Origin of the sequence: Enterobacter sp. C6, assembly GCF_008122455.1 — a bacterium.
GTDB classification, from domain to species: Bacteria; Pseudomonadota; Gammaproteobacteria; order Enterobacterales; family Enterobacteriaceae; genus Enterobacter; species Enterobacter pseudoroggenkampii.
The window spans coordinates 1-10,515 of sequence record NZ_QPFW01000138.1; the positions used below are offsets into that span (position 1 = coordinate 1).

12 protein-coding genes and 1 pseudogene are annotated in these 10,515 nt (G+C 55.4%); 5 read left to right on the plus strand and 8 right to left on the minus strand.

From position 1 onward, the window contains the following. Positions 1-143 (minus strand): annotated as a pseudogene (locus tag DOU50_RS02680) (DUF445 domain-containing protein); the annotation flags it as partial. A gap of 242 nt (positions 144-385) precedes the next feature. Here DOU50_RS02680 and DOU50_RS02685 point away from each other — a divergent pair. The 3 genes from DOU50_RS02685 to tssD are packed head-to-tail and all read left to right on the plus strand — an operon-like array spanning position 386 to position 1,752. Next, positions 386-748: a tlde1 domain-containing protein gene (locus DOU50_RS02685; protein WP_021240619.1), complete on the plus strand. Its 363-nt coding sequence runs from the start codon at positions 386-388 to the stop codon at positions 746-748. Continuing rightward, positions 748-1,260: a hypothetical protein gene (locus tag DOU50_RS02690; RefSeq protein ID WP_148768741.1), complete on the plus strand. Its 513-nt coding sequence runs from the start codon at positions 748-750 to the stop codon at positions 1,258-1,260. The genes DOU50_RS02685 and DOU50_RS02690 overlap by 1 nt, the downstream gene beginning before the upstream one ends. Continuing rightward, on the plus strand, positions 1,261-1,752 hold the full coding sequence (tssD, locus tag DOU50_RS02695; protein WP_024908304.1) for a type VI secretion system tube protein TssD: 492 nt from the start codon (positions 1,261-1,263) through the stop codon (positions 1,750-1,752). A 21-nt stretch (positions 1,753-1,773) separates the two neighbouring features. Here tssD and DOU50_RS02700 read toward each other — a convergent pair whose 3' ends face one another. Both DOU50_RS02700 and DOU50_RS02705 read right to left on the minus strand, forming a co-directional pair. Beyond that, positions 1,774-2,400, minus strand: a complete 627-nt coding sequence (locus tag DOU50_RS02700) for a LysE family translocator (protein WP_148768742.1) — start codon at positions 2,398-2,400, stop codon at positions 1,774-1,776. Between the two features lie 47 nt (positions 2,401-2,447). Beyond that, positions 2,448-3,191: a helix-turn-helix domain-containing protein gene (locus DOU50_RS02705; protein ID WP_032649933.1), complete on the minus strand. Its 744-nt coding sequence runs from the start codon at positions 3,189-3,191 to the stop codon at positions 2,448-2,450. Between the two features lie 150 nt (positions 3,192-3,341). On the opposite strand from DOU50_RS02705, the gene DOU50_RS02710 reads away from it, so the two are divergent. Further along, positions 3,342-4,712: an NAD-dependent succinate-semialdehyde dehydrogenase gene (locus DOU50_RS02710; protein ID WP_090419179.1), complete on the plus strand. Its 1,371-nt coding sequence runs from the start codon at positions 3,342-3,344 to the stop codon at positions 4,710-4,712. A 45-nt stretch (positions 4,713-4,757) separates the two neighbouring features. Here the strand turns inward: DOU50_RS02710 and DOU50_RS02715 are convergent, their stop codons facing one another. Both DOU50_RS02715 and DOU50_RS02720 read right to left on the minus strand, forming a co-directional pair. Further along, on the minus strand, positions 4,758-5,078 hold the full coding sequence (locus DOU50_RS02715) for a hypothetical protein (protein ID WP_048992924.1): 321 nt from the start codon (positions 5,076-5,078) through the stop codon (positions 4,758-4,760). After that, positions 5,078-5,623, minus strand: coding sequence for a YfaZ family outer membrane protein (locus tag DOU50_RS02720; protein ID WP_047746519.1), 546 nt, complete (start codon positions 5,621-5,623; stop codon positions 5,078-5,080). The genes DOU50_RS02715 and DOU50_RS02720 overlap by 1 nt, the downstream gene beginning before the upstream one ends. Positions 5,624-6,034: 411 nt before the next feature. Here DOU50_RS02720 and DOU50_RS02725 point away from each other — a divergent pair, with 411 nt between their 5' ends. Further along, positions 6,035-7,393, plus strand: a complete 1,359-nt coding sequence (locus DOU50_RS02725) for an esterase-like activity of phytase family protein (protein ID WP_139210912.1) — start codon at positions 6,035-6,037, stop codon at positions 7,391-7,393. 430 nt (positions 7,394-7,823) lie between these two features. Here DOU50_RS02725 and yjiA read toward each other — a convergent pair whose 3' ends face one another. The 3 genes from yjiA to DOU50_RS02740 all read right to left on the minus strand — a co-directional run. After that, positions 7,824-8,777 carry a GTPase gene (gene yjiA / locus DOU50_RS02730; protein ID WP_061716011.1) on the minus strand — a complete coding sequence of 318 codons (954 nt, stop codon included), beginning with the start codon at positions 8,775-8,777 and terminating at the stop codon, positions 7,824-7,826. A 10-nt stretch (positions 8,778-8,787) separates the two neighbouring features. Continuing rightward, positions 8,788-8,991 carry a YbdD/YjiX family protein gene (locus tag DOU50_RS02735; RefSeq protein ID WP_003856610.1) on the minus strand — a complete coding sequence of 68 codons (204 nt, stop codon included), beginning with the start codon at positions 8,989-8,991 and terminating at the stop codon, positions 8,788-8,790. 65 nt (positions 8,992-9,056) lie between these two features. Then, the coding region (locus DOU50_RS02740) for a carbon starvation CstA family protein (RefSeq protein WP_148768743.1) at positions 9,057-10,515 on the minus strand (1,459 nt) is incomplete at its 5' end.

The window sequence follows — 10,515 nt, forward strand, 5'->3', positions numbered from 1 at the left end:
ATTGCCGCCTCGGCAATGGCCTTGACGCCGCGCACCCAGAAGGTCTGCGGCAGGAACAGGGTGGTGATAAACGCCGCGGCGGCAACCAGCAGCAGCGCCAGCGCCAGCAGCTTGGCGCGTTTGAGTTCAGCTATTTTTTCCATGGGTTAAGGATAGAGGCAAGTGAACCAAAAGTGCAAAACTGGTGTAAGGGGAGAGACGCATTCTCTGCCTGACACACGGCTTTTATATAAAAATTATATAAATCAAAATTATCTATTATTAATTTTTCTATATTTTTTGTGCTTATTTATTTTCGGACGTAATGTTTTGTGACCGTCGTAGTCATTTTAACGCTCCTGTTAGCCATACGATAAAGGACTATTTATGAAAGGAGACGGTATCGATGACATGGGAGTATAAAGTTTCGACGGGGGTATTGAGCCATAATGGTGTGTTTGTCGCTAACTGCTACAGCGGTGCGGGTGAATCGAAAGATAAGCCAGAGTGTGAAAGTCAACGAAACAGAGGCCCCATTCCCAGAGGTATTTATTTTATTGCCGGGTGGAATAATCATAAAAGTGCTGAGGCCATTATTCTTGAGCCTATAGCGGGGACCAATACCTTTGGTAGGGATCATTTTCAAATTCATGGTGATAAAAAAGGTCAGCCACCAGGCTCTGCATCAGCAGGTTGTATCATTATGAATGGTCAGGACAAGCGTCATATGATTTATGATTCGGGTGATACAATACTGGTGGTGCGATAATGAAGTATATTATGGTGCTATTCTTCTTGTGCTTACCGATGGGTTTATTTGCCAAAAACCACACTCCTGAACAGATCCTGCAAATGATAAACGGCAAAGGCACCATGTCTGTTGTAGCGGAGCTGGATTCAAATGATACGGGTGAGTCGGAATGGTGGAATCATGTCATACCAGAGATAAGTAAAGGAACTCAGGCATGGTTAGCCGTGGCGAGTGCCCTTGAACCCGGAGTGGACGCCAGTAAGGCTGAAGATTTAAAGGCGGCGCTTTCTGAAGCCATCCCACATAACCCTGAAGGTGTCTTAGCAATCTTAAAAGACGATAAACCGTTACTCACTGTTGAACAAATTTGCGCGTTTGCTAATTTCCCCGAAACGGAGGCAGAAAGTAATAAGCTTTTTGTGGATTCAATCAGGGAGATGTTCAAAATAAAAAGCCCGCAGGGTAAAAGATGTCTCGCCGTTATGATCTCAACTGTTGAACACTCTGTTCCATTCGATAAGGATATGTAAATGGCCATTCCGGGATATATGTCATTAACTGACGATGCGGGTAATAACATAAAAGGCAGCGTGAAAGTTAAAGACCGTGAAAACCAGATTGAGGTTTTAGGGCTCTATCATAACGTAAGCTATAATTATGACCTGCATAATGGCAGAGCATTGAGCAAACGCCAGCATCGTCCCTTTCTGATTGAGAAAGAAATAGATGCCTCCAGTGTTTTTCTCTATAAAGCACTCAGCACGGGCGGTACGTTCAGGAAAGCGACTATCGACCTGTACAGAATCAATGATGCCGGTCAGGAAGAAATCTATTTCACGATAACGCTGGAAGCGGTGAAGGTCGTCACGGTGTTTTCATTAATGCATGACGTGAAAGAGACTTACCATGAAAAACAGGGGCATCTTGAGCTCGTTTTGCTTCGTTATAAAAAGATTACCTGGCATTACCGTGACGGTAACGTTATTCACTCGGATGACTGGGATTATCGGTTAGGGGCATAGAAAACGGCTGATAAGATTCTTTCATATCACCCGCCACAGCACCCACCCGCCAAACCCCATCAGCACCACCCCCGCCGTGCGCTCTATCAACCACAGCGCACGGCTGAGCTTCTGTTGCACCGACGATAGCCCCATCAGCGATACCAGCGCCAGATCCCACGCCAGCACCACCATCACCATCCAGACGCCGCACGTTGCCTGCTGAAGCAGCGTCACGTCCGGCCCCAGCAATGCCGTCATCAGGGCAAGATAGAACAACGCGTTCTTCGGATTAAGCAGCGCCGAGCCGAGCCCCAGCAGGATCTGCTTGCGCAGCGAGGGGCAGCGTTGACGGGTTTCATTCAGCCTCATCGCCTGCGGTTGGCTGCGCACCAGATGCGAGCCGATCCACAGCAGGTACAGCGCCCCGCAAAGCTCTATCAGAGTAAACAGCCATGCAAACTGGCGCAACGCGTTCCAGCCGATAATCACCAGTAAGATATACAGCCCGTTGCCCGCAGCGATGCCGACGCACAATCCGGTGCTGCCGCGCAGTCGGTAGCGCGCCGCGTAGCCCACCAGCAGGAAAAAGTCCGGACCCGGGCTTAACAGGGCGACAAAATGCGCCAGCGCCAGGGCGAGAAAAGCAGAAGGGAAGAACAGTTCCATAGCAACCTCGGTTAACAATCTGAGGTCAGGCTACGGTGATGCCAACGTTATTTATTGTCTGATATTGATCGGCCCGTCGCGTACTGGCGCGGCGTGGCGGCGGTATAGCTGACGAAGGTCTTATGAAAATGGCTCTGGTCGGCAAAGCCGCTCTGGTAGCCGACGTCGGCGATGTCGTCCCCGGCACGTAGCCGCGCTTTGGCGAACTCCACGCGGGAGATGTTGAGGAAGCTGCCCGGCGTCAGGCCGGTATCCTGCCGGAAGGTGCGGATCAGCGTCTCTTTGCGCAGCGAGAATCGTTGGGCAAGTTCGTCAAGCGAAGGCGGTGCGGCCAGGTCGGCAAGAAACGCCTGCCGCACGTGCTGACTGGTTGAGCGAAGCGCATCTGCGTTTTCCAGGCGGCGGGGCAGGGCTGAAAGCAGCGTGTCCACGGAGGCAGGCGACATCGTCTCAACAATCTCAAGGTAGCGCTTAAAGAGCGTACGGTCGCGAATCACCTGGAGCGCCAGAGGAAGATCGGTGTCGATATAGAGCATATGGTAGCTGCGCGGTTGCCCGGCGACGGGGTTGCAGCTGTGCGGCGCATAGGCCGGGATCACAATGAGGTCCCCGGGGTTAAGGATGTATTCTCTGTCATGACACACGCAGCAGGTCTGGCCTTCCACAATCGCGCCGATGGAGAGCTGCGGGTGACAATGACGTTTATACGCCTGCGTGCTCTGCCACGTGCTGCGCAGCTCAAGGCCTGAGGCGCGGTGAAAAGTCTGCCGGATGTGTCGGGTATCGGTCATATGAACTCCTTCAGGACGTTTTTATACCACGTCAGCGAACCGTCTGGCAGCGCTTCATTAAGAACCTTCCGGATATACCCAACTTTACGTCCACAGCCAGTCATGTTGACTACCCTTAATACCCTAAGCGGTAAAACAAGGAGATTCGACATGGCTTATCAGACAGTAAATCCTGCCACTAACCAGCTCATCAAAGAATACCCCTCACATACCGACGCGGATATTGAAGCGGCCCTGAAGGCGGCCGATGCGCTTTACCATTCGGACTGGGCGAAAGGCGACATCAGCCAGCGCCTGCCGGTGCTGCATAAGCTTGCCGACCTGATCGACGAGCGCACCGAGGATCTGGCGAAAATCGCCAGCCAGGAGATGGGTAAGCTCATCGAACAGAGCCGCGGCGAGGTGAAGCTGTGCGCGCAGATCGCCCGCTATTACGCCGACAATGCGAAGCAGTTCCTGGCCCCGGTGAAGTACGACTCTGAGCTTGGGGAAGCGTGGGTGGAGCATCACCCCATCGGCGTGCTGATGGCCGTTGAGCCGTGGAACTTCCCGTATTATCAGCTGATGCGCGTCCTGGCACCAAACCTGGCGGCGGGCAACCCGGTGATCGCCAAACATGCCAGCATCGTGCCGCACTGCGCCGAGACCTTTGCCCACCTGGTCCGCGAGGCGGGCGCGCCAGAAGGGGCGTGGACCAACCTGTTTATTTCGTCCGAGCAGGTGGCGAACATCATTGCCGACGATCGCGTGCAGGGCGCCGCATTAACCGGCTCCGAAAAAGCCGGCAGCGTGGTGGCCGCACAGGCGGCGAAGCACATTAAGAAATCTACCCTTGAGCTGGGCGGTAACGACGTCTTCGTGGTGCTGGACGATGCGGACCTGGACAAAGCCGTGAAGATTGGTGTGAATGCGCGCCTCAACAACGCCGGGCAGGTCTGCACCGCGGCGAAGCGCTTTATCCTGCATGAAAAGATTGCGGATGCTTTCCTGAGCAAATTCACCGAAGCGTTTAAGCAGGTGAAGATTGGCGATCCGCTGGACGAAAGCACCACGCTGGGGCCGCTGTCGTCGAAAGATGCGCTTGAAACACTGACCAAACAGGTTAACGAGGCGGTGAAAAGCGGCGCCACGCTGCACTATGGCGGCAAGCCGGTGCAGCGCGACGGGAGCTTCTTCGAGCCGACGATCCTGACGAACATCTCGCGCGACAACCCGGCGTACTTCGAAGAGTTCTTCGGCCCGGTGGCGCAGATATACGTGGTGAAAAACGACGACGAGGCGGTCGCGCTGGCGAACGATTCCCACTACGGCCTGGGCGGGGCGGTATTCAGCCAGGATATCGAGCGCGCGAAGAAAATGGCGTCCCGGATCGAGACCGGGATGGTGTACATCAACTGGCTTACCGATACCGCGCCAGAGTTGCCGTTCGGCGGCGTGAAGCGCTCCGGTTACGGACGCGAGCTGTCGGATCTGGGGATCAAAGAGTTTGTGAACCAGAAGCTGGTGGTGGTGCGTAAGTAAGAGGTCATAAAAAAACCTGCCAGCCGGCAGGTTTTTTTAAGGGGATTATTGCACTTCGATCTTGTCCCAGCCGCTTTTAAACATGCAGCTGTCAACCAGCGTATCCCGGCGATATTCATTCGCGTCTTCAACCGTGTAGCTCGTGGAAATATCCTTTTTCTTTTTCGATTTGTCCGTTTTTTCCGAGCTCGAACCGGTCACCACGTTATCCGGGGGAAGGTCGATCAGTGCCTGCGCTTCGCATTCCGTGAGCTTTTTATTCATTTCCACGTCGCTGACGCCCGGTTTCACCCATTTGTACTGGACGCAGCCGGTGAGCATCAGCGTGAGGCTCAGAACGCAAAGCGCGGTCATGCGGTGTTTCATCAGAAGGTGACTCCACCGCCAACATATGCGCCGTCAATCAGCGTATGGTTCGGACGACCGTCTTTGCCATCAACGCTCACGTGGCGGTAGCCCACTTTCAGGGTCACCGGCGCGATCGGCGTCCAGCTTACGCCGCCGTTGGCTTCCACGTAGTTTTTCACGCTGTTGTTCAGCCCTTCTGGCGCCACGTAGCCTTCACCGTACACGTGGATGCTGTCGGTCAGGGCTACGTTTACGCCGCCACCGATTGGGAACGCCACGCCGTTATCGCCTTTTTTCGGGCCGATGTAGATGGCTTTCGCACCTGCGTTCAACATCACCGGGCCCACTTCCAGGTTGTAGCCTGCGCCCACGCCGCCGGTCTGGGTACCGTCATCGGTGTTTTTAAGCCAGTTGCTTTCGGCATACAGGCCGGATGAGGATTTCCCCATTTCGAGATTGAGGTTGGTAAAGTTTTTACCCTGCTCAATGCTGCCGCCCATTGCCAGAGCGGAACCCGAGAGGGCGGTCAGAGCAGAAAGAAGAAGGATATTCAGTTTTTTCATGTTTTATGCCTCGTCATTAAATTCATCTGGGGGCACCTTAACAAGCGATGTTTATGACTGCAAATGTGATGAAAGTCGCTGTTTTATGCTGATATCGTTAAGTTTTTTATAGAAGTTGTTGCAATGCTGTTTAATTGCCGGGGTGTCAACGGGTGATGTTTTGGTGTTTAGGAACCGTTTAATTTTTTGACTAAACATAAACTGAACGAAGAAGGGATAGTGATTAGAGGTGAATTAATTGAGTTTCTAATAATTTCCAAAAGTATTTCAGTTGTCACACAATACAACACAACCTTACATTTCCGGGCAATGAATATACGTTCACTCGCCCATGCCGGTTGCCTTTCCATGTCATTTTTCTGACACGTTTATTCTTTACGTTGTTGGCTTCACTAACTGGATGCTAACAATATGAAAAGAAAAATTATTCCTGTGCTTATCGGTTGTGCGCTCTCTTTCTCTGGCCTGGCGGCACAGCCTACCGCTGAGCGCTATGTCGTCAGCTTCCCTGACGGCTCCCATGTGAAATACAGCGGCGCGTTTGCCGATGCGTTCCCGAACGGGCTCCCGGTGGGGATTGGCTCTGGTCTGCTGTTTACGGGCAAGCAGGGCGATGCCCTGACGTTTGCGACCGTGACCGATCGCGGTCCCAACGCCGATGCGCCAAAAATGGGTAAAAACGAAGCCAAAATATTTGTCACGCCAGATTTCGCGCCGCTGCTGATGACCATCCGCGTCCAGAACGGCAAAGCGGAGGCGGTTGATGCCCGCCCGCTGCATGACGATAAAGGTGAGATTAATGGTCTGCCGCTGCAAAGCGGCGTGATTGGTTCCACCAATGAAGTGGCGTTCAGCGATACCTTAAAGACGCTCAAGGGTGACAACCGCGGACTGGATACGGAAGGCATCACGCCGGACGGCAAAGGCGGCTACTGGCTGTGCGACGAGTACGGCCCGTTCCTGATTAACGTCGACAGCAAAGGCAAGATCCTCGCGATCCACGGGCCGCAGGCCGCGGAAGGGGAAAAATCCATCGCGGGCGGTCTGCCAAACATCATCAAATGGCGCCAGCCCAACCGGGGCTTTGAAGGCCTGACCCGGATGCCGGACGGACGGATTATCGCCGCGGTGCAGAGCACGCTGGACATCGACGGTAAGAGCAAAAAGCAGGCGCTGTTCACCCGTCTGGTGAGCTTTGACCCGGCGACCGGCAAAACCGCGATGTACGGTTACCCTATCGACAGCGCGGCCTACGACAAAAACAGCGACGCCAAAATCGGCGACATCGTGGCGCTCGATAATCAGCACATCCTGCTGATTGAGCAGGGAAGCGATAAAAACGACGGAATGCGTAACCTGATTTACAAGGTGGATCTCAGCAAGGCGAGCGATCTTTCCGCCTTTGACAAGCCGGGCGAGTATCCAGAGTTTGATGATGAGAAAACCCTGGCGCAGCGCGGCATTACGCTTGCGTCAAAAACGCAGATGGTCGATCTCCGCGCGCTGGGCTGGCAGCAGGAGAAGGCTGAAGGGCTGGCGCTGATCGACAGCAAAACGCTTGCGGTGGCGAACGATAACGACTTTGGCGTGAAGGTGGCGATGCAAAACCCGGTCGAGGGCAAGAAGCTTAAGGATTACCGGGTAAACGCGGAGGGTAAGCTGACGCTGGATGATAAACCGGTGGAAACCACGCTCAGCGTGAAGCCGCTGAAGAAGCCGGAGTCCGACAGCGAGTTGTGGATTGTGACGCTGCCGGAGGCGGTGAAATAAGTATCCCCACAAAATAATGCCTGCACAGACGGCCCCCTCTCCCTTGAGGGAGAGGGCTGGGGTGAGGGGGAACATACGGCTGTGGAGGTCATTCCGTTCACTTTATGTTCCTTGCTACTCTGTAACGGCATGACCTGTGAACGTGCCAGGGTGGCTCAATCGCCACCACCCTGGCGACCCGGGCTCCCGGCGGTAAATCGCCGCTTCGCGGTGCCCTCAGCTTATTCCTTCGGGCTATCGGGTCGGGCATGAGCCTGCATCCCTGCAGGCCACGCCCTCTCGGCGCATCCCTGCGCCTCGCCCCGGCCCTACGGAAACGCTTCGGCGATTTACAGCCGGACCAGAACATCGCTGTAATTTATTCATTTTCCTGATACAAAATTCATCGTTTCAGGTTAATAAATTACAGAGGAGAGGGGATGCATGGCGGTTATTTCTTCAGACCCGCAAACGCCGCCCGAATCTCCTCTTCCGGCAGCTGTATACCAATAAACACCATCACGCTGCGCGGCACTTCATCGCCCCAAGGTCTGTCCCAGTCGGCGCTGTACAGGCGCTGAACGCCCTGGAACAGCAGGCGGTTGGGTTCGCCGTCAATCCACAGCATCCCTTTGTAGCGCAGAAGCTTGTCGGCAAACGACAGCAGCAGGTTCTCCATCACGCGCGAAACCTCGCTGATGTCCACCGGGTAGTCCAGTTCCACCACAATCGACGCCACGTCGTTTTGCTTGTCTCCCATAAAGTGGAAGCGCGGTTTTGCGGTGACGTTCTCCTCCAGCATAAAGCCGTTGGTGTTGAACAACTGAGACAGGTCGATATCACCGTGCGTCACCGTGTAAATTGGCGCGCGGGAGTTGATGCGCGTCAGGCGCTCGCGAAGCTTAACGCTTTCGCCCGCCACGTCGGTTTTGGTCAGCAGGATGCGGTCGGCGTAGCCCACCTGAGACTGGGCGATGGTGAACTGATTCATCTGCTCATCGGCGTGGACCGCATCGACCAGGGCAATGACGCCGTCCAGCAGATAGCGCTGGCAAAGGATCTCGTGAGAGAAAAAGGTCTGAATAATCGGGCCGGGGTCGGCCATGCCGGTGCACTCGATCACCAGGCGGTCAAAGTCGATTTCACCGCGATCGCGGCTGTCGAGCAGGTCCAGCAGGGCGTCTTCCAGCTCGTTAGAACGGGTGCAGCAGATACAGCCGTTGGTCAGGGTTTTGATCTGCGTGGCGCGATCGCCAATCAGCTGGTCGTCTACGGAGACTTCGCCGAATTCGTTTTCGATGACGGCGATTTTGAAGCCGTGCTGCTCGTTCAGGATGTGGCGCAGCAGGGTGGTTTTACCGGCGCCGAGGAAACCGGTCAGCAGGGTAACGGCAATCGGGGTCATGGTCTCTCCTTTAGCAGCAGCGGACGCCGCCTTCTCCACTTCCGCCGTAGCGCGCTTCCTGCCGCTCGCGGAAGAATTCGGTGTAGGTCATGTACGGCTTATCCGGATGGTTGGTCTTCATATGCTCAACGTAGTTGTCATAGTCCGGAATGCCAATCAGCATCTTCGCCGCCTGACCGAGGTATTTTTTTGCTTCGCCTAAGTTACCAAACATAACGGGTCCTGATAAGAAAAAGCCCGGTGGCGCGCAGCGATCCGGGCCTACAGTTACATGCTGGATTAATGGTGTGAAGAGGTCTTCACGCCGCCTTCCGGCACCGGCACGTACGGGGTTTCTTTGTCCGTACGGCCTTCAGCGTTACGCACTTTCAACCAGGTTTTGATGCCGTAGAAGATAATGCTGTACACCACCACCAGGAACAGAATGCTCAGACCCGCGTTGGTGTAGTTGTTCACCACGATATGGTTCATGTTGGCAATCTGCTGCGCGGTCAGGTCTGCGCCGCCTGCGGCAATCTTCTCTTTGTACTGGTTAGCCATGAAGAAGAAGCCTTCCAGCTGCGGGTTGGCGCTGAACAGCTTCAGGCCAAGCGCCCAGGTGGTGCAGAGCAGCAGCCACAGCGCAGGAACCACGGTGACCCAGATGTATTTGGTGCGCTTCATCTTCACCAGGACCACGGTACCGAGCACCAGCGCCACGGCAGCCAGCATCTGGTTAGAGATACCGAACAGCGGCCACAGGCTCTTCACGCCGCCCAGTGGGTCGACAACGCCCTGATACAGCAGGTAGCCCCACAGGCCGACGCAGCCCGCCGTACCCAGAATGCCCGCTACCAGAGAGTCGGTTTTCTTCAGGAACGGCACGAAGTTACCGAGCAAATCCTGCAGCATGAAGCGGCCCGCACGGGTACCGGCGTCCAGCGCGGTCAGGATGAACAGCGCTTCGAACAGAATACCGAAGTGGTACCAGAAGCCCATGTCCGCCCACGGCAGCACTTTGTGGAACACGTGTGCGATACCGACAGCCAGTGTAGGAGCGCCACCGGCGCGGTTCAGCACGGACGGTTCGCCGATGTCCTTCGCGGTCTGCATGATCTGCTCAGGCGAAATCACGAAGCCCCAGGAGCTGACGGTCGCCGCCGCGTGTGCGCTGGCGTCTTTCAGCTGCGCCATAATCAGCGCCGCGTTGTCACCGCCCATCTCGTGCAGGTTTGGCATGGTGATGCCGAGACCCGCCGGCGGGGTGTTCATCGCGAAGTACAGACCCGGTTCGATGATGGACGCTGCAACCAGCGCCATGATCGCCACGAAGGACTCCATCAGCATCGCGCCGTAGCCGATCAGACGCGCGTCTTTCTCGTTCGCCAGCAGCTTAGGCGTAGTACCGGAGGAGATCAGGGCGTGGAAGCCGGAGACCGCACCGCAGGCAATGGTGATGAACAGGAACGGGAACAGGGCGCCTTTCCACAGCGGGCCGGTACCGTCGATGTACTGCGTTACCGCAGGCATTTTCAGATCCGGGTTGATCAGCAGGATGCCGATCGCCAGACCGACGATAACGCCGATTTTAAGGAAGGTGGCCAGGTAGTCACGCGGGGCCAGAATCAGCCAGACCGGCAGCAGCGCGGAGATAAACGCATAGCCAATCAGCGCGAAGGTGATGGTGGTGTCCTTGAAGGTCAGCGCCGGGCCCCAGTACGGGTCGTGCGCAATCACGCCGCCGAAGTAGATGGAGGCC

What these genes read in the sequence shown, in the direction of transcription:
- DOU50_RS02685 (WP_021240619.1), top strand. Translation starts at nt 386, where the DNA reads ATGACATGGGAGTATAAAGTTTCGACGGGGGTATTGAGCCATAATGGT.
- DOU50_RS02690 (WP_148768741.1), top strand. Translation starts at nt 748, where the DNA reads ATGAAGTATATTATGGTGCTATTCTTCTTGTGCTTACCGATGGGTTTA.
- tssD (WP_024908304.1), top strand. Translation starts at nt 1,261, where the DNA reads ATGGCCATTCCGGGATATATGTCATTAACTGACGATGCGGGTAATAAC.
- DOU50_RS02700 (WP_148768742.1), bottom strand. Translation starts at nt 2,400, where the DNA reads ATGGAACTGTTCTTCCCTTCTGCTTTTCTCGCCCTGGCGCTGGCGCAT.
- DOU50_RS02705 (WP_032649933.1), bottom strand. Translation starts at nt 3,191, where the DNA reads ATGACCGATACCCGACACATCCGGCAGACTTTTCACCGCGCCTCAGGC.
- DOU50_RS02710 (WP_090419179.1), top strand. Translation starts at nt 3,342, where the DNA reads ATGGCTTATCAGACAGTAAATCCTGCCACTAACCAGCTCATCAAAGAA.
- DOU50_RS02715 (WP_048992924.1), bottom strand. Translation starts at nt 5,078, where the DNA reads ATGAAACACCGCATGACCGCGCTTTGCGTTCTGAGCCTCACGCTGATG.
- DOU50_RS02720 (WP_047746519.1), bottom strand. Translation starts at nt 5,623, where the DNA reads ATGAAAAAACTGAATATCCTTCTTCTTTCTGCTCTGACCGCCCTCTCG.
- DOU50_RS02725 (WP_139210912.1), top strand. Translation starts at nt 6,035, where the DNA reads ATGAAAAGAAAAATTATTCCTGTGCTTATCGGTTGTGCGCTCTCTTTC.
- yjiA (WP_061716011.1), bottom strand. Translation starts at nt 8,777, where the DNA reads ATGACCCCGATTGCCGTTACCCTGCTGACCGGTTTCCTCGGCGCCGGT.
- DOU50_RS02735 (WP_003856610.1), bottom strand. Translation starts at nt 8,991, where the DNA reads ATGTTTGGTAACTTAGGCGAAGCAAAAAAATACCTCGGTCAGGCGGCG.